Raw genomic sequence first — 23624 nt, 5'->3', positions numbered from 1 at the left:
CCCATCATCCCAAACAGTCGATGCGCGACAATCTGCACCGTGACCCAGACCTCGACGGTGCCCGCCCCGCCGGCCGAGCGCATCGTCGTCATCACGACCGGCGGCACGATCTCCACCAGCACCGACGACGCCGGAATTCGACATCCCAGGCGTACCGGAGCCGAATTGACGGCCGGTTTGGCGCCCGGCCTCGAGGTCGAGGTGGTCGACCTGATGACGGTGGACAGCGCGCTGCTCACCCCTGCCGACTGGGACGCGATCGCCGCCGCAGTGGCGGCGGCCTCGACCCGGGCGGACGGCATCGTGGTGACCCACGGCACCGACACCATGGAGGAAACCGCGCTCTGGCTCGAACTCGGCTACCACGGTGACGTGCCGGTGGTGCTGACCGGGTCGCAGCGTAGTGCCGATGCCCCCGACAGCGACGGACCGGACAACCTGCGTGACGCGATCGCGGTCGCCTCCAGTTCCCAGGCCCGCGGACTCGGCGTCGTGGTGAGCTTCGCCGGGACCGTGTGGCAACCGCTGGGCCTGCGCAAGCGCCATACCTGGGAGTTGAACGCGTTCACGGGCACTGCACTCGCCACGATCACCGCCGGCGCCTGTGACGTGACCGCGGCCAAGCACGGCGCATTCCTGGGCGAGCTGTCCGCGGCGACGGCCCCTCGCGTCGACATCGTTGCCGCCTATCCCGGCGGTGACGCGGCCGCCCTGGACGCCTGCGTCGCCGCCGGGGCATCGGCCGTCGTCATCGAGGCGGTGGGTTCGGGGAATGCCGGCGCCGCGTTGATCGACGGGGTGCGTCGGCACTGTCGCGACGGCGTGCTCGTCGCGATAACGACCCGGGTTCCCGATGGTCCGGTCGCCGCGCAGTACGGCCCCGGACAACAGCTCGTCGATGCCGGTGCGGTGATGGTGTCCCGACTGCGCGCACCCCAGGCCCGGGTGCTCCTGATGGCGGCGTTGGCCGCGGGCCGGCCGGTTGACGAAGTCTTCGAGGCCTGGGGTTGACGGCCTGTGCTCAAATAGAGAACGTGCGATTCCACATTGCGGCGGCGGTGGCCGTCAGCGTCCTCGCGCTCGGACCCGCCCCGACCGCGGCGGCGTGGCCGTGGCCGCCGCCACCGGGGGTCGAGGACATCGACGCGTACCCGATCGCGGAGGGTAACTACACCTCGCCCACCGACTTTTACGGGCTGTACTTTCAGACCCCGGACGGTCGGTTCTGTGGAATCCTGCCCAACCGCGGCCCGGTCGGCTGCGACGCGGTGCCCGCGGATGCGCCGGAGGGCATGACGCAGACCTTCGTCGAGGCCGGTGGACCGGCTTCCTATCGCCATTCGGGGACCACGCTGTTCACCCGTGACGTCGACGTGCTGCCCGCGGGTCACCGACTGGAGAATTGGGGAGCCGCCTGCGGTGTCGCCCATGACGGCACACTGATCTGTAAAACCTCTGGCCGGCACGGCTTTTCGTTGGATCGCGACACTGGATTTCTCTGGTAGGCGAGGTTCAATCGGTCTGTCCGGCCAGATAGTCGCCCCAGTCCAAGCTGTCGATCGGGTTGGCCCGCGCGAGCCCCGGCGTGTCCGCCGGAAACGTTCGGGCGATACCGGGTCCGCTGGCGCGGGTCTCGAAACGCACCGTCATCACGCCGTGTCCGGCGCCCTGAATCCAGCCGTGGCCGTGATCGGGGTGCTCCACATCATCACCGATGCGCCAACCGGCCGGCGAGCCAGCCGCTGTCCCGGCCTCGGACACTGTCTGCTCGGGGATGTCGACCACATCGTCGAGTCGCTCGAGATCGGGGAACAACGACTCCTGCCGGATTTCAGACAAGCCCGAAAAACCCACTCCGACAAGTCGGATCGGACCGACCTCGACCGGGTCGAGCAACAGACGATGGGCCGTGCCGATCAACGTGGAAGCCTCGGTGGTGGCATACGCCAGGGTGGCCGAGCGGGTCAGCGTGCTCATGTCGGACTTCTTGAGCTTGACCGTCACGGTGCGCGCGCCCCGTCCGTCCTTGGCCAGGCGCCGGTGGGCATGCTCGCCGATCGGGCCGATCGCTTCCTGCAACTGACGCAGCGTGGTGAGGTCTTCGGGAAACGTCGACTCCGCGCTGATCTGCTTGGCCTCGGCCCGCTCGGCCACCGGGCGGTCGTCGATCCCCTGAGCCAACCGGTGCAGCGCCGGCCCCACCGTGGTACCCAGCACGCTGGCCGCCTCGGTATCCGACAGCGCGGCCAATGCTCCGACCGTCTCGATGCCCAACCGGTGCAACTTCTCCTCGGCCACCGGCCCGATGCCCCACAACTTGCGCACCGGTAGCCCGTCGAGCAACAGGGCTTCCTCGTCGCGACGGATGATCCGGATGCCGTCAGGCTTGGCCAGACCCGACGCGATCTTGGCCATCTGTTTTCCGGATCCGGCTCCCACCGAGGCCACCAACCCGGTCTGCTCACGCACCTTGGCCCGCAACTGCTGACAAAACCACTCGACGTCGGTCGCGGAGGCACCGGCCAGCTCCTCGGGTTCCCCGAATGCCTCGTCGAACGACAACTGTTCGAGCACCGGTATGACGCTGCGGACGGTGTCGAGCGCTCGACGACTGGCCACGCCGTACACCGCACCCCGCGGCGGCAACACCACCGCCGGTGCGCCGACGAGCCGGCGGGCCTGATGCATCGGCATCGCCGAGCGCGCACCGTAGCGACGCGCCTCATAACTGGCGCCGGCCACCACGCCGCGCCCACCCAGACCACCGACAAGGACGGGCCGGCCACGCAGGGTGGGCCGGGTCAGCTGCTCGACCGACGCGAAGAACGCATCCATGTCCAGGTGCAGGACCCAGCGTCCGCCCGCTCTCTCGGCGCCACCCATGGCTGCTGATGCTATGGCGCTAGCCTGACGTGCATGACGCCGGACGACGTACCGATCAGTGACGACTCGATTCGCCTCGGGCAGTTCCTCAAGCTCGCCTCTCTGATCGACAGCGGTGCCGACGCCAAAGCCGTCATCGCCGATGGTCTGGTCAGCGTCAACGGCGAGGTCGAGTACCGCCGGGGCCGCCAGCTGCACGACGGTGACGAGGTCAGCCTGGCCGGCCGGATGGCCCGGGTCCTACGCCGAGTGTGAACTTCATTTCGAAGAAAGCGTGAAATCTCGCCATCAAGTTCACGTTCGGCGGGATTCACGCCTTGGCGATCGCGACCCGCACCCCGTCGCCGATCTCGGTGCCATCGGCGACGTCACCGAAATCGAAACTGGTGGCCAGGATCTCACCGGCGATCAGATCACGATGGGCACGCGCCCACGGCTCGAACTGGGCCGGCACCGACATCTGCACCACGATCCGATCGGATACCTCCAGACCGGTGGACTTGCGCAGCTCCTGTAGTTCACGGATGCGGTCCTTGGCCCAGCCCTCGGCCTCGAGCTCCTCGGTGACCGTGCCGTCGAGGACCACCAGGCCCGCACCGCCGGGCAGCGCCGCAGTCCACTCCGGATCAGCCGCAACCAGTTTGGCGGTGTACTCCTCGGGCTGCAGCACCACCGGACCGGCGGTCAGCGTGCCGTCGGGGTTGACCACGCCCTCCCCCGCCTTGACCGCCTTGATCGCGGCCTGCACGTCCTTGCCGATGCGGGGACCCGCGACACGGGCGTTGACCGCCAGGTCGAACTTGCCGTAGGTGTCGATGTCGTCGGTCAGCTCGACGGTCTTGACGTTGAGCTCGTCGGCGATCAGGTCGGCGAACGGGGCCAGCGCGGCCGGGTTCACCGACTTGTCCAGAGCCACAGTCAACTTGGGCAGCGGCAACCGCACCCGCAGCTTCTTGGCCTTGCGCAGTGAGGAGCCCACCGAGCACACCTCGCGCACCTGGTCCATCGCCGCCACCAGATCGGCATCCTTGGGCAGGATGTCGGCTTCCGGCCAGTCGGTCAGATGCACCGAACGCTCACCGGTCAGGCCGCGCCAGATCACCTCGGTGGCCAGCGGCAACAGCGGCGCGGCCAGTCGGCAGGTCACCTCCAGCACGGTGTGCAGGGTGTCGATGGCGTCGGCATCTTCTTCCCAGAACCGCGATCGTGACCGGCGCACATACCAGTTCGTCAATGCCTCGGTGAACTGCCGCAGCTCGTCACACGCCCCGGAGATGTCGCAGGTGTCCAGCGACACGGTGAGGTCGTCACGCAGCTGGGCGAGCTTGGCCAGGATGTAGCGATCCAGCACGTTGGCCGAATCGGTGCGCCATGTGCCCTTCTTCGGCGCGTACAGCGCCAGGAAGCTGTAGGCATTCCACAACGGCAGCAGCACCTGTCGCACGCCTTCACGGATGCCCTGTTCGGTGACGATCAGGTTGCCACCGCGCAGGATCGGCGACGCCATCAGGAACCAGCGCATGGCATCGGACCCGTCACGGTCGAACACCTCGGACACATCGGGGTAGTTGCGCAGCGACTTGCTCATCTTCTGGCCGTCGTTGCCCAGGACAATCCCATGTGCCACACAGGTTTTGAAGGCCGGCTTGTCGAAGAGTGCGGTGGCCAGCACATGCATGGTGTAGAACCAGCCGCGGGTCTGGCCGATGTATTCGACGATGAAATCGCCGGGGAAGTGGGCGTCGACACCGTTGTGGCCGTCGAACCACTCCCGATTCTCGAACGGGTAGTGCACCTGGGCGTACGGCATCGACCCGGAGTCGAACCACACGTCGAACACATCCTCGATGCGGCGCATGGTGGACTTGCCAGTCGGATCGTCGGGGTTGGGCCGGGTCAGCTCGTCGATGAACGGCCGGTGCAGATCGGTCGGCCGCACCCCGAAATCGCGCTCGAGCTCGTCGAGGCTGCCGTAGACGTCGATCCGCGGATAGGCCGGATCATCCGATTTCCACACCGGGATGGGGCTGCCCCAGTAGCGATTTCGCGATACCGACCAGTCGCGGGCATTGGCCAGCCATTTGCCGAACTGTCCATCCTTGACGTGTTCGGGATACCAGGTGATCTGCTGGTTGAGCTCGACCATCCGGTCGCGGAACTCGGTGACCTTGATGAACCACGACGAGACCGCGCGGTAGATCAACGGATTACGGCACCGCCAGCAGTGCGGGTAGGAGTGCTCGTAGGTCTCGTGCCGCAGTAGCACCGCCCCGTTGGCCGCGGCCGACCCGTCACCGTTCTTGAGATCCCGGATGATCTGAGAGTTCGCCTCGAAGACCTGCTGACCCGCGTAATCGGGCACCGAGCTGTCGAAGCGTCCCTTCGAATCCACCGGCGTGACCGCGACGATGTCGGCGGTGTCCGCGGTGGCCTTGTCGTCCTCGCCATAGGCCGGGGCCATGTGCACGATGCCGGTGCCGTCCTCGGTACTGACGAAGTCGGCGGCCAGCACCTGGAACGAGTTGGGTGCGTCCATGAAGTAGGTGAACGGCGGCAGGTAGTGCGTCCCCAGCAGATCCCGGCCGGCGTAGCTGCCCAGCACCTCGGGTTCCTCGCCGAGCTCCCGGGCATAGGCGGCGAGCCGGGCCTGCGCCAGGACATAACGCCGGCCGTCGGGTCCCTGTACCTGGACGTAATCGATGTCCGGGTGGACGGCCACGGCCTGATTGGACGGCAACGTCCATGGCGTCGTCGTCCAGATCAACAGGTGCGCACCCTTGAGCGGGCCGTCGGTCACGGTGAAGCCCACCGTCACCGCCGGATCCTGGCGGCTCTGGTAGACGTCGTCGTCCATGCGGAGCTCATGGTTGGACAGCGGGGTCTCGTCGTTCCAGCAGTACGGCAGGACGCGGTTGCCCTCGTAGGCCAGCCCCTTGTCCCACAGCTGTTTGAAGGCCCAGATCACCGACTCCATGAAGGTCAGGTCCAGGGTTTTGTAGTCGTTGTCGAAGTCCACCCAGCGGGCCTGGCGGGTGACATAGGCCCGCCACTCGTCGGTGTACTTCAGCACCGAGGCGCGGCAGGCCGCGTTGAACGTCTCGATGCCCATCTCTTCGATCTGGGCCTTGTCGGCGATGCCCAGCTGGCGCTGCACCTCGAGTTCGGCGGGCAGGCCGTGGGTGTCCCAGCCGAACCGGCGCTCCACCTTGTAGCCGCGCATGGTGCGGTAGCGGGGCACGATGTCTTTGACATAGCCGGTCAACAGGTGGCCGTAGTGCGGCAGTCCGTTGGCGAAGGGCGGGCCGTCATAAAAGACGTATTCGGGCGCGCCGGCGCGTCTTTCCAGGCTGGCCCGGAAGGTGTCGTCGGCGGCCCAGTAGTCGAGTACCTCGAGTTCCCGCTCGGGGAAATTCGGGGCGGCCGGTTTGGGGTAGGCCGGGTTCGAGTTGGTCGGCTGGGAAGAGGCAGTCACGTCGTCTCCTGTGCCTATGACGCTTCCAGGCACGGGGACGACGTTGCACGGGTGCGCAAGCGCCGCGGTACCACCCCGCTTACGCGTTGTCCTGCAACGCGCCGCTCAACTCGGGCGATCACGGGCCCACCCGTCCGGTTCTACTGGGCATCAAAGCCGTTCTTCCGGAAGCTCCCCGGTGATGGCCGGATCAACGCCGCTGCACCAAGTCTAATGAGGACCGCAAATCGCGATGCGGCCACACCTATCCCGAGGTGAGCTCGATCAGCGCCAGCGGGAACTGTTCGGCCAATTCCTCGATTGTGCACCGGTCGAATCCCCGGGTGTCGAATCGCCAGTGCAGACGCATGGCCGCGGCGCCGGGTTCGACGTGGACGGCCAGTGGCGATCCGCCCTGGTCGACCGTCAGGCCCTGGCCGTACGCAACGCTGACATCCGCCGTCAGGTGGGCGGCACTGTCACTTGTCGGGTAAGCGGCCGCCAGCAGTTCCGGGCCGGAAAGGCCGCGCCGGGACACACAGGGCACTCCGATCCGGCGAACGTCGGTGCCTGCGGGGCCACTGACGATGTCCACGCTCAACATGCCTTCACCGATCGTCCGGGCCACCGCGCGGCCCAACGCGGCCAGCACCAACTCCTCGGCGGTGCATCCCATGGCCACCTGGGCTCCGCGAAGTTCCTCAGTCATCACGTCGTCCAATGAACTGGACACCGTGGCCAGGTCAGCACGGCATGGTCGTCCGGGGATGCCGTAGTCGACTATCCACGAACTCGCGCCGGGTGCATCTCGCAAGACGGAAACAGACATATCTGTAACGGTAAACCAGCGAGTCCCAGAAATGGGAGACCCGTGCCAAAACTCTGACATTGCTGTCAATAAGATGGCAGCTGTTTCGCCGCGGTTCACGGTGACCAAATGCCGGGACGAGGTTTATGGTGTTCAAATGCCGCGAACCGACGAGAACGGCAGGCAACTCAAGGCCCTGCTCGACTACCTTCTGGATGGCGAAGTCGACGCCAAGGCCGTCTACAGCGCATTGGGCGTGTCGAGCAGCACGTACTACCGGCGGATCAAAGAAGCCGACTATCCCAACGCCGAAGAACTGCGCCAGGTCGCCGATCGCTTTCGCCTCAGCTATCCGGACCTGCAGATCCGGTTCGGGCTGATGAGCCATGAGGAAGTCTGGCACTACATGGAATCAGCGCCCGTCACCGTAGAAGCCGGCAACACGGTCATCCGCCACCGGCCCGCTGTTCATCGACGCCCGAAACTGTCCCAACTCACGCCGCGGCCCGACGCGCCACCGCTCTGAGCAGAGTTTCGATGTCCGTCGCCACGCTCATCGCCATCACCCTCGGCTGCATCCTGTGGAGCCTGTGGATCCGACGAGTCACTTGGTCCTGCCGATGGGAAGTGGCCGCCACCCTCAACATCGCGCTCCAAGGCGCGGCGGTACTGCTGATGTCACCGTGGGCGTCGAGCACGATCGGTCCTGTCCTGTACGACCTGACCGGCAAGTGGAACCTTGAGGATTACATCGGCCACGACTGTTACATCGTCGCCGCGTCGGCCATCGTCTACAACTCACTGGGCCGGCTCCAGGACGACAACGCCATGCAGCGGTCGTTCAAGCAGTACGTCGAACGCCCGGCGACGATCTGCATCCCGGTGCTGCTGGCCACCTTCTCACTGGGCAACGGAGCCGCGGTGTACCGGCCGGACTTCTTCCAGGTGCCCACCGACTTCTGGCTGAGCGCCTACTGGATCCTGCTCTGCGGCACGTTGCTCTACCTGCTCGGTTACGGTGCCCGCGCCATGCTGGCGCTGCGCCAGGACCCGCGGTCCCGGCGAATCGCCAACATCTATCTGTTCGCCTCGGCCAGCGGGATGCTCGCCTGCACGATCCGCATCGTCACAGCGTTGGTGCCGTCCCTGCAACCGATCGAAAACGGCCGACTGGTATGGATTTTCGCGTGCGGCTGCGGTGCGATTTTCGCCCTGACCTCGGCGCACTCCTGGCGGATCAAGACACGTTGGTTGGAGTCGAGTAATCGGTGACGTCGAGAGCTCACCGTATCGCAGGTACCGACCGCTGCGGTTGCGCCCGCCCGTAGGATCGAAAAGTGCCGACGCAGACCGAACGTAGCAGCGGCGCAGAACACTCCTCACTGTTCGTCCGGCTCGGCTCGCTGATCGTCCGATGGCCGTGGGTGGTCATCGGAATCTGGTTGGTCATCGCGGCGGCTCTACCGCTGACATTCCCGTCGTTGACGCTGATGGTGCAACAACGGCCGGTCGCGATCCTGCCGTCGCACGCACCGGTCACCCTCGCCACCCGCGAGATGACCGAAGCCTTCCACGAATCGGGTTCGGAGAACGTCCTGTTGGTCGTCTTGACCAACGCCAAGGGGCTCGGTCCGTCAGACGAGGCGACCTATCGCACACTGGTCGAGAACCTGCGCAAGAACGACAAGGACGTCGTGATGCTGCAGGATTTCATCAGCGCCCCTCCCCTGCGGGAGTTCATGGCCAGCAAGGACGGCAAGGCCTGGATTCTGCCGGTCGGCATCGCCGGTGAGGTCGGGTCACCCCAGTCCTACGCGTCCTATACCCGCGTCGCCGGCATCGTGAAAGACAGCGTCGACGACGCCTCTCTCACCGCAAGCCTCACCGGGCCGGCCGCAACCGTCGCCGACCTCACCGACATTGGCGAACGCGACACGACCGCCATCGAGATTGCCACCATCGGACTGGTTCTGGTGATCCTGCTGCTCATCTATCGCAACCCGGTCACGATGTTGCTGCCATTGCTCACCATCGGAGCATCACTGGTCACCGCACAATCGGTGATCGCCGGGCTGGCGTACCTCGGCATGGGCATATCGAATCAGACCGTCGTCTTCCTGACCGCGATGATGGCCGGCGCCGGCACCGACTACGCGGTGTTTCTGGTCAGTCGGTACCACGACTACCTACGGGACGGACTGGAGTCCGATCGCGCGGTCGAACAGGCACTCGGCTCGATCGGCAAGGTCATCGCCGCGTCTGCCGCCACTGTCGCCGTCACATTCCTCGGTATGACGTTCGCCCAACTCGGCGTGTTCTCCACGGTGGGCACTGCTCTCGCAGTCGCCATCGGCATCGCCCTGCTGGCCGCACTTACCCTGCTACCGGCAGTGATGGTCCTGGTGGGCCGCCGCGGCTGGATCGCCCCGCGTCGTGACCTGACCAGCCGGATGTGGCGACGCTCCGGCATACGTATCGTGCGCCGGCCGTGGTCGCACCTGGCCGTGAGCCTCGTCATCCTTGCCGCCCTGGCCAGTTCGGCGGCGCTGATCCAATACAACTACGACGACCGCAAAGCGCTGCCGGCACATGCCGAGAGTTCGATGGGGTACGCGGCCCTGGAGAACCATTTCCCGATCAGCTCGGCGATCCCCCAGTACCTGATAATCCAGTCGCCGAACGAGCTGCGTACCCCCCAGGCGCTGGCCGATCTGGAGCAGATGGCTCAACGGGTGAGCCAGCTGCCCGGAATCGCGACGGTGCGCGGCATCACCCGACCGACGGGAGAATCACTCCAACAGGCACGGCTGAGTTATCAGGCCGGCGAGGTCGGCACCAAGCTGAACGACGCGTCCACTCAGATCAACGGGCGGGCAAGTGATCTCAACCGGCTCAGCGACGGGGCCGATTCCTTGGCCACCAGCCTTCTGGACGTGCGCACCCAGGTCACCCGTGGCGTGGCCGGAGCGCGAGGCCTGGTCGATGCGCTGGCCGCGATGCAGAGACAGGTCGGCGGCGACGCGACACTGCAGCAGATCGACAGCGCAGCCAAGCTCGTCACCAGCATGCGTGCCCTCGGGGACTCTCTCGGTGCCAATTTCGCCGACCTGACCAACGGCATGCCGTGGATCGATCCGGTGCTGCGCGGTCTGGACACCAGCCCGGTCTGCCTTACCGATCCGGCCTGTCAGGAGGCCCGCGGGGCACTGCGTCGGCTGGCCGCGGCGCGCACCGACGGAACCTTCGATCAAATCGCTGCGCTGGCAAGGGATCTGCGGGCCACCGAACCCATGCAAACCCTGGACGACACCGTCAAGAAGCTCGGCGCCACCATCGACACGGCGAGCAAGGCCATGCAATCCATGGGACTGGCCAACCCGGCGCAGGCTCAATCGCAGCTGAGCACCCTACAGAAAGGTGCCGATACCCTCGCCGACGCCAGCCGACAGATCGCGGACGGGGTTTCGCAACTGGTCGGCGAGACCAAACGGATGGGATCGGGGCTCGACGAGGCTTCGGCGTTCCTGCTCACCATGAAGACCGACGCGGCCAGCCCGCCGATGTCCGGTTTCTACGTACCTGCACAGGTTCTCACCCAGGACGAGTTCCGCAAGGCCGCAGCGACATTCATCTCCCCCGACGGCCACACTGCCCGCTATCTGATCCAGACCGACATCAATCCGTTCAGTGTCGAGGCGATGGATCTCGTCAACTCGATCGGCGACACCGCCCGCAGCGCCCTGCCCAACACCGCGCTCGAAGGCTCCTCGGTATCGGTCGCCGGTTATCCGGCGATGCTCCGCGACACCCGCGATTTCTACAACCACGACATCCGGCTCATCATCGCCGTCACGATCGCGGTGGTGCTCCTGATCCTGGTTCTGCTGTTGCGCGCCCTCATCGCACCCTTGTACCTGATCGCCTCGGTGGTGATCTCCTACCTGTCGGCGCTGGGCATCGGTGTGGTGATGTTCCAGTATGTGCTTGGCCAGCAGTTGCATTGGAGCGTTCCCGCACTGACCTTCATCGTGCTGGTGGCGGTCGGCGCCGACTACAACCTGCTGCTGATCTCACGGATTCGGGACGAGTCACCGCATGGCGTGCGGTCAGGGGTGATCCGGACCGTCGGCTCCACCGGCGGTGTGATCACCGCGGCGGGGCTGATCTTCGCCGCCTCAATGTTCGGGCTGTTGTTCGCCAGCATCACCACGGTCGTCCAGGCCGGATTCGTGGTGGGCGTCGGGATCCTGCTGGACACGTTCCTGGTGCGCACCTTGACCGTTCCGGCGATCGCCACCCTGATCGGCACGGCAAACTGGTGGCCGTCCGATTTCGTCACCAAACAGCTCGACCGGCTCCGGAGCCGGCTGCCGAAATCGGCGAAGCGAGCGGCCGAGACCGGGAATTGAGCCTGGCCGGCTAACCGATCCCGGGGAACAGGTTCTTCATCTGCTGAGCGGCGTTGTCGATGTTGGCCTGATCGGTCGGGCTCAGCTTGATGCCCTGTAGAGCCTCGTCGATGTTCTCCTGGTCGGTGCGGCTCAGTTTGATGGTGGGCTGCGGAGCCACACTTTCCGGTGCCGGCGGTGCGGCCGGTGGCAGGGCGGCGCCGGCCTGACGCAGCCAGTTCTCCACGTTGGCCCGGGCCACTGGATCGATGCCGGTCGCCGGGGCGCCCGGGTAGTCGTTTCGGGAGTATCCGGAATCCACCATGGGCCGCACCACACCATCGAGTTGGTCGACCAATTCGTTCGGGACTCCGAGATCGCGAAGCGGCCTGGTCAGCGGCAAGACCTTCGTCGGCAGGAAATACGTTGTCTGTGTTGCTCCCTTGGAGTTCACGGTGACCACGACGTTCTGCGGCGGTACGTCCTCGCGAGAACTGTAAGAGGTCTCGGTGTGCAGATACTCCAGGGCGACAAGCGAATTCGCCAGGGCCAGCCAGTTGTCCGGCCGGTCGGGGAAATCGGCGATGAAATCGTATTCCCCCACCACCATGGTGGTGTCGTACTGGCTTTCCACTACAGGGCGCACCGTGTAGTCGATCAGCGGAATGTAAGTTCCCGGCGTCACCGACGACAACACCGAATGACTGAACGGTGTCACCGCCTGCGGCGGGCCGAACAGCGTGAACGAAACCCCTTCTGGGGCGCGCGCACTCCGATCCTGCGCCAGGCGCGCCAAGGCCTCACTGAGCACGAGCGCGCCTTCGGAGTTGCCGACCACCACCGTCTCACCCGGGGTGTTGTTCAGGGCGGTCTTCAGATTGCGGGCACCGGTGTCCACCGACACTCCGACACTGTCGGTCGAGATCGTGTTGCCGGGCCACAAGGCGTCCGGCAACCGGCCGTACACCATTCCGGCCGGATACTCGACGATGCGTCGCTGGGCGTGCGGGTAATAGCCCCGGCCGACTCTGTTGGTGATCTGATCCCACGGAATTCCCGGCCCACGGGCGCCGCCGAAGATCAGCGCCGTCTCCGCCGATGCCGTGCCGCCGCCGAAAACCATTCCCGCCGCGACCAGTCCGACGGCAAACGTTCCGGCGAGCAGGGTCTGCGGTGCCCTCCGCAGAGCGCCACGCGAGCGACCACGGAGTTCCCCGTTGCCTACAGCCATTCTGCCGTCTCCCTTCCGAGCCGCGTGCGGCGGCGTCATGCTGGCGCTCACAGCCCCAGCAGACCGATCGCGATGAACAACGCCCCAGCCGCGGCCAGAATCATCGCCACGTCGCGACGTGTGCATGAACGAATCCAGGTGTGCACCCGTGCCATCCACGCCAGCGTACGTTCCGGGGCGATCAGATAACTCACGAGTGGGATTTCCACCAGCGAGAACGCCACAAGATTGAAGGCGAACACCGCGCCAATCTGTGTAGCCGGTCCAACCCCGGAGGCGTGAATCACGCCCAGTGCCGCCAGATAGTCGACCGAAGGCAACGCGATACCCAGCCCGCTCACGCCGGCCACCCACAACGAATTGCCTTGCATCACCGCGCGGATCCGGGATCGCAGGCCCACGCGAGGCGCCGCGACTGCCACCTGCGCGGTGGCGGGCTCCGGCGTCTCGGTCGGTATCGCCGTCGGCAACCTGGACCCGCGCGCGCCCACGTTGACCGCCAGCACGGCGGCGACCACCAGTGCGAGGATGCCTATCCCGATCTGCATCCTCGGCACCGTGAGCGTAGCCGCCAAGGGGACGGCACGCAGTATGAGCAACGCCGTCGTCCCGACGATCATGCCCATCAGGAACCCGCCGGCCAGGAAGGCGAGCAACTGCCGGATCGGCCGCGGCCGGTTCAGCATCAGCACGGTCAGCCCGATCCGCACCGGTTCGAGACTGACCGCGACGGCCATCAGGAAAAGGGTTGCCCACATGGTGTTTTCAGCGCTCCAGGTCGGCGCGCTAAGCGTCCAACCTCGCAAATTCCTTCCGCCGGTACAGTTCGGCGCTCGCCGCGCGGCGGACTTTCCCGCTGGTGGTGATCGGCAGCGAGCCGGGTGGGACAAGCGCCAGATCGGCCGGGTTCAGACCGTGCGTGGTCGAGATCGCCGACGTCACTTCGCGCTTCATGGCCGCCAAACGCTCCGTCAGCTCCTCAGGCGATTCGCCGGACCGTTTCTTGACCTCGATGACGGCGACGAGTTTCTCTTCCTCGTCCTGGTTCACCGCGATCGCGGCCACCCGGCCCCGCGAGATCGACGACACCGTGGCCTCGATGTCATCCGGGTAGTGGTTGCGGCCTCGAACGATCAGCAGATCCTTGACCCTGCCGATGATGAACAACTCGCCTTCGGAGATGAAGCCCAGATCGCCTGTCCGCAGCCATGTCCCCGGTACCCCGGCGACCTCCGCGCCGAACGTCTCCTCGGTTTCGCCCGGGCGGTTCCAGTACCCGACCGAGATGTTCTCCCCTTGGGCCCAGATCTCTCCGATCATCCCGGCCGGGACTTCGGAACGGGTGTCGGGATCGACGATCCGCACGGCCGGACTCTGCGGGGTGCCGTAACTGATCAAGGCTGTTCCGCGTGTGCATCGTTCGGCGTGCCCGGCCGCCAACTTCTCCGGCTCGAAGTGGACCACGTGCGGCGGCTTTCCCGGCTCTCGCGTGGCGACGTACAACGTGGCCTCTGCCAGACCGTACGAAGGCCGAATCACCTTCGGCGCCAGGTTGAAAGAAGCGAATCGCTTGCTGAAGCGCTCGACCGTTGCTTCGTGTACGCGCTCGGCACCACTGATGATGCTCAACACGTTGCCCAGATCGCAGCCCGCCATGTCGTCATCTGTGGTTTTGGCAGCCGCCAGGTCGAAAGCGAAGTTCGGCCCGGCAGTCAGCCCCGTGGTCACGCTGCCCAGTTGCTGCATCCAACGGGCCGGGCGGGCGAGAAAGGCCAGTGGGCTCATCATCACGGTGCGCCAGCCGCCGAGAATCGGGGCGACGATTCCGGCCATCATGCCCATGTCGTGGTAGAGCGGTAGCCAGGTCACCACCGTGGTGTCGGACGGCGGCACCCGGTTGTAATCCGGATAGAAACTGGCCATCATCTGCTCGAAATTGGCCGTGAGGTTGCGATTCGACACCATCACGCCCGCGGGTGTCCGCGTCGAGCCGGAGGTGTACTGCAGGTAGGCGGTCTGCGGAGCCGTCTCACGCCGTAATCGCACCGACTTGCGGGAGTCGAGGTCGAGCTTGTCGACCTCGAGCACGACCGGCGCCGAATCACCGCCCTGTGCCACCGCGTACGGTCTGACCGTCTCCGCAATCGCGGAGGTGGTCAGGACGACGGTGGGTGACGCATCGCTGAGCACGGCGGTGACCCGCTCATCGTGCGCGCCGATCATCGGCGTCGACAGCGGAACCGAGACCACACCGGCTTCCAACGAAGCCAAGAACGCCACCACGTAATCGAGCCCCTGCGGCGCCAGCACAACCGCGCGGTCCCCCGCTGCGGCGTGAGTCTGCAGTTCGGCCGCCAGGTTTCGGATGCGACGGTAGAGCTGCCTCCAGGTCAGGGTCTCTTCGACGCCATCCGAGTCCCGCTCGTAGTCGACAAAGGTATAGGCGACGTCGTTGGGCTGGAAGCTTGCGCGTTCCCGCAGCACGCCGTTGAGTGTTGATTCAGTCACCAAGTGTGCCTTCCTGTTTCGACTTCATGCCGTGACTCACCTGCGCGACCCTGCGCCGAGGCTTTCCAGGACCCGTGCACAGGTCGATTTGAGTACCTTGACGTACCGGCCGACGGACTCGTGTGCCTCGGGATTGTTCGGATACACCACCGACACGGCGGTACGGTCCTTCAACCGCACCAAGAAGATGGTCATCTGATACGAGTACACACCGTCGCTGAACATTCCGATCCGCATCGATTCCAGCTCGGTCGTGAGGAGCACCGACAACGGTGCCGCTCCGGCATCCAGAAAGTTGATCACCTGGAAATTCGGTCGCGGCCAATCCAGTTCGGGTCGCAGTTCGAGCACCCGGTAGAACGGTACGTCCACGAGTTCGCGCCCCGCATCGAAGGATTCCTGCGCGGCGACGGCGGCTTCGGCGAACGACCTCTCCGCGATCGGAACGGTGATCGGGATCAAACCGGTGAACCAACCCATCGTCATCAGGTCGGCGGTGGTCTTCCTGGTGTCGCTCGGGGTCAGGCCGTAGTACGTCTCGGCACCGGTCAACTCATGCTCGACCAGGCCGGTGCAGGCGAGCATGCCGCCGATGAAGCGCGCCCCGGCATTGACGCACAAAGCCTCGAAGTCGGCGGTCTGCTCCTCGTCCATGATGGTCTCGACCCACACCTCTGCCCCGCACGGTTCAAGTGGATCACCAAGGGGCAACGGGAAATCCGGCAGACTCCCGTTGTTGTTGGCGGCGAAGTCGGCCCAGGCCCGAACCTCGGGAGAGTCAGGCGTCAAGGAACCTAGAAGCTCCTTCTGGCGAAGGCAGAAGGCATCGTAACTACCTGCTTCCGGCAGCGCCAGCGGAGCACCGCCGCCGACCAGCGTGCTGTACATGGCGTGGAATTCCATGAGCGTGACGCCGGCGAACGTCGCGTCCATGTGCAGGTGGTCGATGCTCACGTAGATCGTGAACCGATCCGGGTACTGAACGATGCCATAGGTGAAGCAGTCCCAGTGCAGCGGATCCGGTGTCGACAAGGTCAGCCGACGTAGCTCCTCTGACGTCAGGTCGCCGTGCCGGGTGGGCACGAACTTGATGTCGGCCGGATTGGGCATCGTGTGCCGAACGATGTTGTGGATGTCGTGGTACTCGAACCAGCTGCGGAACGTATCGTGCCTGCGCACATGGGCGTTGACCACATACGTCATCGCCCGGATATCGCACTGGCCGGGCACATCACATGTGACGATCACCAACCGCGAGTAGTCAAGGCCCTTGGCGCGCTGATCGACGAACCCGCGCAGGTGCTGGGCCTGCATGTAACTGACCGGTATCTCACTGACCGGCGCTTGCGCCGCCTTCGCGCACGATCCCGGAGAGGCGCGCCACGAAACGGCCGCACCGGGCGGAGCTTCCCACTCTTCGATCGAACCGATCGCAACGGACCCTAACAGCAACGTGACTCCTCTACACACTCAACCGATTTCGGCTTCACGCCGTCGGTGTCAGCTCCGTGTCGGCATTGGCGATCAACTTCTCGCACAGCTTGTCGGCGAGACCGCGAACCGTCGTGATGTCCGCCGGACTGATCCGGACGCCGGTCTCGGTTTCGATCCTGGTCCGTATCTCGAGGTTGCCCAGCGAGTCGATGCCGTACTCGGCCAGCGGACGGTCCGGGTCGATCGACCGACGCAGCAACACGCTGATCTGATCCGAGACCAGACGACGCAGCCGCGAGGGCCATTCGTCCCGTGGGCTGGCCGACAGTTCACTCAGGAACCCGCCGGCATCGGAGTCGCCGTCGCCGGCCGGACGGAACGATTCCGCGAACGGGACGCGCTTGGCGAAGTCGGCGAGCCACGACACCCCGGCGATCGGCGTGTAGCCGGCGTATCCGCGGTCATGCCGCAGCATCGTCTCGAAGGCGTGTGCACCTTCATCGGGTGCGATTGCCGATTCCGACATTTCGGCGAATCCGGCGCCTTTGCCGATCTGGGCCCAGGGGCCCCAGGCGATCGCGTTGGACGGCAGGCCGTGGGCCCGCCGCCACGCGGTGAATCCGTCGAGCCAACTGTTCGCCGCCGCATACGCGCCCTGTCCGGGTGAACCGACCAGTGCCGCAGCGGAGGAGAAGCAGCAGAACCAGTCCAGCGATTCCGTCCTCGTCGCCTCGTGCAGGTTCCACGCCCCCAACGCCTTTGGCGTCCAATCCCGGGCCAGCAGGTCGTCGGTGATGTTGGCCAGGGTGGCATCCTCGACCACGGCTGCGGCATGCAACACGCCTCGCAGGGCCAGCCCGGTCGCGGTCGCGGCCGAAACCAGCGCCGCGGCGGTGGCCGGATCGGCGATGTCGCCGGTGACCAGCTCCACCTCGGTGCCGAGGTTCCGCATCCGGTCGAGCTCCTCGGCTGCCTCCGCAGAAGGTTGCGACCTGGCGTTGAGCACGATCCGGCCACAGCCCGCAGATGCCATTGTGTCGGCAAGGAAAAGACCGAGCCCACCGAGGCCACCGGTGATGACGTAGGCGCCGTCGGCGCGGAAGGCCGGAGCGTTCTCGGGCGGCACCACGGCCGTTGCCGTGCCCGAGGCGGGCACCTCCAGCACGAGCTTGCCGGTGTGCCCCGCCGTGCTCATCAGTTCGATCGCCGCCGGCCATTCGTTCAGCGGGTAGCAGCTGACCTCGGGCACGGGCAGCGTGCCATCCCCGATCTTGGCGAACACGGTATCCAGCACGCGGCGAATGATGTCGGGACGCCGTTGGCTCAACGTCGACACATCGACCGCGTGGAAGGAGACGCCTTGCCGGATCATCGCCGGGGTGAGGGTTGCGTCGCCGCGAGGCTCACCCACGCCGGTCTCGATGAACCGACCGCCGAAGGCGAGCAGTTCCAGCCCGGCCCGCTGCACCGGACCGGTCGACGAGTTGAGCACGATGTCGACACCGTATCCGTCGGTATCGCGGCGAATCTCGTCGACAAAGCTCAGCGAGCGGGAGTCGTAGACGTGCTGGATTCCCATGTCACGCAACCGCTGCCGACGCTCGGGGCTGCCGGCTGTGGCGAACACCTGAGCACCGCACTCACGCGCGATTGCGATGGCCGCCATGCCGAGACCGCCAGTGGCGGAGTGGATCAGCACCTTGTCGTGTGCGCAGACCCGCGCCAGGTCATGCAGCGCATACCAGGCGGTCACGTGCGAAGTGGGCACCGCCGCGGCCACATCGGTCGACAGGTGATCGGGCAGTCCGACCGCGAGTTCGGAACGGCAGGTGACGAAGGTGCCCCAGCAACCGGCCGCCACACCGGCAACCCGGTCGCCGACCTGGTGATCGGTGACATCCGGTCCGACGGCTGTGATGACGCCGGCGAAATCGCGGCCCAGCGTTGTGGATTGCTCTGCCGGCATCGGGTGGCGGCCCGAGGCCGCCAGGACGTCGACGAAGTTCAGGCTCGACGCACTGACCCTGACCTCGACACAACCTGCGTCGGGCGCGGTCCGGTCGACGGCCGTGAGCTCCACCGATCGGAAGTCACCGGGCGTCCGAACCCCCACACGCACAGCGTCACTGGCCATGTCGACGGTGGTGGTGACGCGGTCGCCGGCATCAAGCGGACTCGCACCGAGACGCGCGGTGTACCAGGTGCCGTCACGCCAGGCCGTCTCGTCCTCGGGACTGCCGGCGAGCAGTTGCCGGGCGATGTCCTTGGCCGCGGTGCGCGCATCGATGTCGATTTGGGTGGCGTGTAACCCCGGTTGTTCGTTGCCGATGACGCGGACCAGTCCGCGCAGCCCGACCTGGTCGAGGTTGATCGGATCCCCTGGGAGCACCGACTGCGCGTCGCGGGTGATGAGATGCAGCCGGGGCACCAAGTCCTCGAGGTCGCCAAGTTCCTGCACGATACGCACGGCACGCTGCACGACCTCCAGGCCGCCCGACGCCGATTCCCGGTCTCCCGCAACGGAGGTCGCCGCCGCAGGCAACACGACGACGTCGCTGTACGTGTCGGCTTCCAGCTGATCACGCAGGAACTCGGCATCGGAGGAACCGATTCCGATGCCGGACCACACCACCGTCGACACCTCGCCTGCGTCGACGCTCAGCGCGTCGGCCAATTCGACGGTGAGCAAATCATTCGCGTCAGGGGTGATCAACAACCACCGACCCGCTGCGGACTCCCGCATCTCGGGCACTTCCTGCTCATGCCATTCGACGGCCAGCAGGCGCTCGTTGAAGATGTGTTCCCGCTGACCACTCTCGGACATCCCGCTGCCCAGGCGCAGCCCTCGGACGGCCAGCAGGACCGTCCCGTCCTCATCGAGCAGGTCGAGATCAGCCTCCACCCCGATCGCGTCGGCGGCGGTGACCCGCAGCAGGCAGTAGTGCGCCGCGCGCGTTGAACCGGATGCACGCAGGCTCTTCACGCCGAGTGGCAACAGCAACCCACCGGGTTCCGCCCCTTCGGCGTACGCCGCCACGGATTGGAAACACACGTCGAGCAGAGCCGGATGGATCTGGTAGGCGCCCTGCTGGGAACGGATCGCGCTCGGCAGGGCGACCTCGGCCAGGACGCTGCCGACAACGTCCTCGGCGGTGTAGGCCGCCGCCAGCCCGGAGAACGCCGGACCGTACTGAATACCTCTATGGGCGAACCACTTTCGCAGTCCATCTCCCTCGATGCGGCGGGGATGGGCCGACTTGAGAGCGGTCAGGTCATGGCGGTCCACAACATCGGACGGGTCGGTCTCGACGATCACCGCCGTGGCACGCCGGATGCTCTCACCCTTCTTCGCGGTCTCGACCACGAATTGCACCGCGCCGTCACCATTCCCCGTCGCCTCGGCTGAGACCGGGGTCTGCTCGTCGAGCAGCAGCATCTGGTCGAAGGTGATGTCACGCACCTCGCAGGCGTCGCCGAGCAACGAGCGCCCGGCGGCCAACGCCATTTCGCAATACGCGGCGCCGGGCAGCGCGGGCACGTTGTGGACCTGATGGTCGGCCAGCCAGGGCTGGGCTCCGACACCGACATCGGCCTGCCAGATGTGCCGCTCAGGATCCTCCGGCAGAACGACGTGTGCGCCGAGCAGCGGATGAACGCTCAGCAGATGTCCCCCGCCGGAATGAGGTTCGCGCGAGTCTCGGCTGACCGTCAGGGGCAGCCGGGTCCAGGTGGGAAGCGGTGCGTCGACGAGGCTGCCGGCCGGGTAGAGCGTCGCGAAATCGACTGCCGCACCGGCATTGTGCAGGTCACCGACAAAGCCCAACAGACCCTTCCGCAGCTGCGTTTCGCGTCGCATGCTCGCCAGGGCGGCGATGTTGATGTCCAAACTGCGGGCCACCTGCTCGGCCGGGTGCACCAGCAGTGGGTGCGGGGCCAGCTCGCCGAACACCCGATAGCCGTCTTCGAGGGCAGCCTGCACCGCCGCGGAGAACCGCACGGCATGGCGCAGGTTGTCGACCCAGTAGTCGGCGTCGAGGTACGGCTCGTCCCGCGGGTCATACGAGGTCGACGAGTAGTACGGAACCGCCGGGGTCAGCGGGGTCAGGTCGGTGAGCACCTCGGCGAGTTCGTCGAGGATGGGGTCGACCTGCGGCGAGTGCGACGCCACATCGACGGCCACCTCGCGGGCCATGATGTCGCGCTGTTCCCAGTCGGCGATGAGTTCCCGGATGCGCTCGGTGGTGCCGCCGACCACGGTCGACCGAGGTGAGGCGATCACCGAGATCACCACGTCGGTGATGCCCCGTGCGGCAAGTTCGGACAACACGTGCTGCGCAGGCAGTTCCACCGATGCCATGGCACCGGAGCCCGAGAGGCGTGTCATGAGAGCCGACCGCCGGCAGATCACCCGCACCCCATCCTGCAGGGACAACGCACCGGCCACCACAGCGGCCGCCGCCTCACCCATCGAGTGGCCGATCACCGCCCCGGGCTGCACTCCCCTGGCCTTCATCGCCGCGGCGAGCGCCACCTGCATCGCGAAGATCGTGGGCTGGACCCGGTCGATGCCCTCGACCGGCACCGATTGTGAAATCGCCTCTGTCACAGAGAAGTTCGACTCTGCCTGGATGAGGGGTTCCAGCTCGGCGATGGCCGCGGCAAAAGCCGGCTCGGTGGCCAGCAACTGCGCGCCCATCCCGGCCCACTGTGAGCCTTGGCCCGAGAACAACCAGACCGGGCCACGGTCCCCGGTACCGACCGCTGCCTCGTAGACGGCGTCCCCCTCGGCGACCTCTCGCAGGGCTGCCCCGAGTTCCTCGGCGCTCGCCGCCGTCACCGTGGCGCGGAACGGCCGGTGGGCCCGACGCCTGGCGAGGGTGTACGCCAGATCCGGCAGCGGCTGATCACCGGCCTCGTGAGCCAGCCAGTTGGCCAACCGGCCGGCAGTGCGTCGCAGTTCGTCGGGCGACGTCGACGACACCGCGAAGATCATCGGCTCCGATCCGCCCCGCGTTGCGGCGGAGGAATCCGCTGCGGCGTCGGGCGCCTGCTCGAGCACGGCATGCACGTTGGTGCCCGACAACCCGTAGGAGGACACCGCCGCGCGACGCGGATGGATCGCCTCGAGCGGCCATGCCATCAGTTCGGTCGGCACGATCAGTGAGCTCTTGAGCCGGGCCATCGGCTCGGGCAGCTCGGTGAAATGCAGATTGGCCGGAACGGCGCCGTGCTGCAGCGCGAGCACCGCCTTGATCAGGCCGATCGCACCGGATGCGGACTGGGCGTGGCCGATGTTGGTCTTGACCGATCCCAGCGCGCAGGGTCCGCCGGTGCCGTACACCGCGGCCAGACTCGCGAACTCGATGGGATCGCCGACCGGCGTGCCCGTTCCGTGCGCTTCGATCATGCCGACCGTGGCGGGATCGACCCCGCCGGCCGACAGCGCCGCCCGATAGACGGCGCTCTGCGCTGCCTCGGACGGGGTTGCGATGTTGATCGTGTGACCGTCTTGGTTGGCTGCGGTCCCGCGTATCACCGCGAGCACCCGATCACCGTCGCGCTCGGCATCGGCCAGGCGTTTCAACAGCACCATTGCCACGCCTTCGCCTGAGACGAACCCGTCGGCGCCGACGTCGAACGCGCGGCACCGCCCCGTGGGCGACAGCATGCCCTGGGCCGAGCCGGCCACCATCTTCTTGGGATCCAGCAGGAGGGAAGCGCCGCCGGCCAGCGCCAGGTCACTTTCCGATTCGTGCAGGCTGCGGCACGCCAGGTGAATGGCGAGCAGGCCCGACGAGCAGGCCGAATCAACCGTCAGCGCAGGTCCGTGTGCGCCGAGTGCGTAGGCGACCCGGCCTGACGCCAGGCTGAAATTGGTTCCGGCGAAGCCATATGCGCCGTCGAGCGCATCCGCCTCGGCAGCGACCATCTGATAGTCGTTGTGGGTCATTCCGAGGAACACGCCGGTCAGCGACTCCGCGATGTCGGCCGGGGCCAACCCCGCGTGTTCGAGAGCTTCCCACGACGTTTCGAGAAGCAGTCGGTGCTGAGGGTCGATGGACGGGGCCTCGCGCTCGCCGTAGCCGAAGAAATCTGCGTCGAAGCCGGCCACATCGTCGAGGAATCCACCCCACTTGGACACCGATCGCCCTGGTACGCCAGGCTCCGGGTCGTAGTACTCGTCGGCGTCCCAGCGATCGGACGGAACCTTCGTGACCAGGTCGTCGCGGCGCAGAAGGGCCTGCCAGAACCCGTCCGGTGAGTCGATCCCGCCGGGGAGCCGGCATGCCATGCCGATCACGGCAATCGGGGTGACGGGCGTCTCGGCCAAGCGGCTCAACCTCTCTCGATGTCATCGACGAGCAAAGTTCGATCAACGTACTAGGACTGCGGAAAAGAATGGGCCCTACGTCACCATCGGCGGACCGTAACCGAATCCCCCGCGTCCGACTCGGGTCGTTGCCAATGGCGCGCCGTAGCGTAACGCGTGAACCATCCTTCATGTTGGAAACAACCGTTCCCAAAAACTGCTCGCGTTCGCTGTGTCGCGCGTTTTCGGAAATTTGGCAGAGGCTGCCAATGTCAGGGCAAGCAACCGACCAAAACCGTCTCAGGCCGCCTTTCCCGCCTAGTTATGTTGCGCAACAACGTCTTTGGGACGACAGCTCAAGGCGTGACCGAACTAATCGAGCGCAGTCCGCTAACCAGAAAAGCGGTAGCGCCACTTCACCGGACGCAATTTCACAGGTTGTCCATAGCTTGAAAACGATGACCATCTCGGACGGTGCGGCTAATTCAGCAAGGTATACGAAGCAGTTAGCCAGCCAATGGCACGCAAACGCGTATTCGTCTTTAGAACCGAATTTATGTTCCGCTCCGATTGGCCGCTCCAACCGGTACGAATACGTACCCAGGCGACCG

14 protein-coding genes are annotated in these 23624 nt (G+C 66.0%); 6 read left to right on the top strand and 8 right to left on the bottom strand.

Annotated elements, in window-relative coordinates; translation table 11 throughout:
* The first annotated feature begins 39 nt into the window (after window positions 1-39).
* A complete protein-coding gene (locus tag A5699_RS26865; RefSeq protein ID WP_231965849.1) occupies window positions 40-1011 on the top strand; it encodes an asparaginase in 972 nt (323 codons plus the stop codon).
* A 23-nt stretch (window positions 1012-1034) separates the two neighbouring features.
* Window positions 1035-1505 carry a hypothetical protein gene (locus A5699_RS26860; RefSeq protein ID WP_369806782.1) on the top strand — a complete coding sequence of 157 codons (471 nt, stop codon included), beginning with the start codon at window positions 1035-1037 and terminating at the stop codon, window positions 1503-1505.
* A 7-nt stretch (window positions 1506-1512) separates the two neighbouring features.
* On the opposite strand, the gene A5699_RS26855 is transcribed toward A5699_RS26860, so the two are convergent.
* Window positions 1513-2883, bottom strand: a complete 1371-nt coding sequence (locus A5699_RS26855) for a DNA polymerase IV (protein WP_067776506.1) — start codon at window positions 2881-2883, stop codon at window positions 1513-1515.
* Between the two features lie 33 nt (window positions 2884-2916).
* Between A5699_RS26855 and A5699_RS26850 the strand changes: the two genes are divergently transcribed.
* On the top strand, window positions 2917-3138 hold the full coding sequence (locus tag A5699_RS26850) for an RNA-binding S4 domain-containing protein (RefSeq protein WP_067776503.1): 222 nt from the start codon (window positions 2917-2919) through the stop codon (window positions 3136-3138).
* Between the two features lie 55 nt (window positions 3139-3193).
* On the opposite strand, the gene ileS is transcribed toward A5699_RS26850, so the two are convergent.
* Window positions 3194-6355, bottom strand: coding sequence for an isoleucine--tRNA ligase (gene ileS / locus A5699_RS26845; RefSeq protein ID WP_067776500.1), 3162 nt, complete (start codon window positions 6353-6355; stop codon window positions 3194-3196).
* Window positions 6356-6599: 244 nt separating this feature from the next.
* Window positions 6600-7067, bottom strand: a complete 468-nt coding sequence (locus tag A5699_RS26840) for a polyketide synthase (RefSeq protein ID WP_231965848.1) — start codon at window positions 7065-7067, stop codon at window positions 6600-6602.
* Window positions 7068-7299: 232 nt separating this feature from the next.
* Here A5699_RS26840 and A5699_RS26835 point away from each other — a divergent pair, with 232 nt between their 5' ends.
* The 3 genes from A5699_RS26835 (at window position 7300) to A5699_RS26825 (ending at window position 11551) form a co-directional block, all read left to right on the top strand.
* On the top strand, window positions 7300-7668 hold the full coding sequence (locus tag A5699_RS26835) for a DNA-binding protein (RefSeq protein WP_067776647.1): 369 nt from the start codon (window positions 7300-7302) through the stop codon (window positions 7666-7668).
* Between the two features lie 11 nt (window positions 7669-7679).
* On the top strand, window positions 7680-8414 hold the full coding sequence (locus tag A5699_RS26830) for a hypothetical protein (RefSeq protein WP_067776494.1): 735 nt from the start codon (window positions 7680-7682) through the stop codon (window positions 8412-8414).
* A 110-nt stretch (window positions 8415-8524) separates the two neighbouring features.
* Window positions 8525-11551, top strand: a complete 3027-nt coding sequence (locus A5699_RS26825) for an RND family transporter (protein ID WP_197508412.1) — start codon at window positions 8525-8527, stop codon at window positions 11549-11551.
* Window positions 11552-11561: 10 nt separating this feature from the next.
* On the opposite strand, the gene A5699_RS26820 is transcribed toward A5699_RS26825, so the two are convergent.
* From A5699_RS26820 to pks2, 5 genes are read right to left on the bottom strand one after another with little or no spacing between them, the layout of a single operon-like run.
* Window positions 11562-12761 (bottom strand): PE-PPE domain-containing protein, encoded by a 1200-nt coding sequence (locus A5699_RS26820; RefSeq protein WP_197508408.1) that lies wholly within the window; start codon window positions 12759-12761, stop codon window positions 11562-11564.
* A gap of 47 nt (window positions 12762-12808) precedes the next feature.
* Window positions 12809-13519 (bottom strand): GAP family protein, encoded by a 711-nt coding sequence (locus A5699_RS26815; RefSeq protein WP_067776488.1) that lies wholly within the window; start codon window positions 13517-13519, stop codon window positions 12809-12811.
* A gap of 28 nt (window positions 13520-13547) precedes the next feature.
* Window positions 13548-15269, bottom strand: coding sequence for an AMP-binding protein (locus A5699_RS26810; RefSeq protein ID WP_067776485.1), 1722 nt, complete (start codon window positions 15267-15269; stop codon window positions 13548-13550).
* A 36-nt stretch (window positions 15270-15305) separates the two neighbouring features.
* The gene (locus tag A5699_RS26805) at window positions 15306-16721 is read right to left on the bottom strand and encodes a condensation domain-containing protein (protein ID WP_067776482.1); all 1416 of its coding nucleotides are present in this window, start codon (window positions 16719-16721) and stop codon (window positions 15306-15308) included.
* Window positions 16722-16755: 34 nt separating this feature from the next.
* Window positions 16756-23034 (bottom strand): type I polyketide synthase, encoded by a 6279-nt coding sequence (gene pks2 / locus A5699_RS26800; protein WP_067776479.1) that lies wholly within the window; start codon window positions 23032-23034, stop codon window positions 16756-16758.
* Window positions 23035-23624: the final 590 nt, after the last annotated feature.

Source organism: Mycobacterium sp. E802 (assembly GCF_001666875.1).
Taxonomy (GTDB): Bacteria; Actinomycetota; Actinomycetes; order Mycobacteriales; family Mycobacteriaceae; genus Mycobacterium.
The sequence above is the reverse complement of the archived record's forward strand: the minus strand, read 5'-3'. Positions and strand labels throughout refer to the sequence as shown.

Bases quoted from the DNA above. Each gene is read 5' to 3' on its own strand.
- A5699_RS26835 (WP_067776647.1), top strand. From the start codon at position 7,300: ATGCCGCGAACCGACGAGAACGGCAGGCAACTCAAGGCCCTGCTCGAC.
- A5699_RS26850 (WP_067776503.1), top strand. From the start codon at position 2,917: ATGACGCCGGACGACGTACCGATCAGTGACGACTCGATTCGCCTCGGG.
- A5699_RS26830 (WP_067776494.1), top strand. From the start codon at position 7,680: ATGTCCGTCGCCACGCTCATCGCCATCACCCTCGGCTGCATCCTGTGG.
- A5699_RS26820 (WP_197508408.1), bottom strand. From the start codon at position 12,761: ATGGCTGTAGGCAACGGGGAACTCCGTGGTCGCTCGCGTGGCGCTCTG.
- A5699_RS26855 (WP_067776506.1), bottom strand. From the start codon at position 2,883: ATGGGTGGCGCCGAGAGAGCGGGCGGACGCTGGGTCCTGCACCTGGAC.
- A5699_RS26815 (WP_067776488.1), bottom strand. From the start codon at position 13,519: ATGTGGGCAACCCTTTTCCTGATGGCCGTCGCGGTCAGTCTCGAACCG.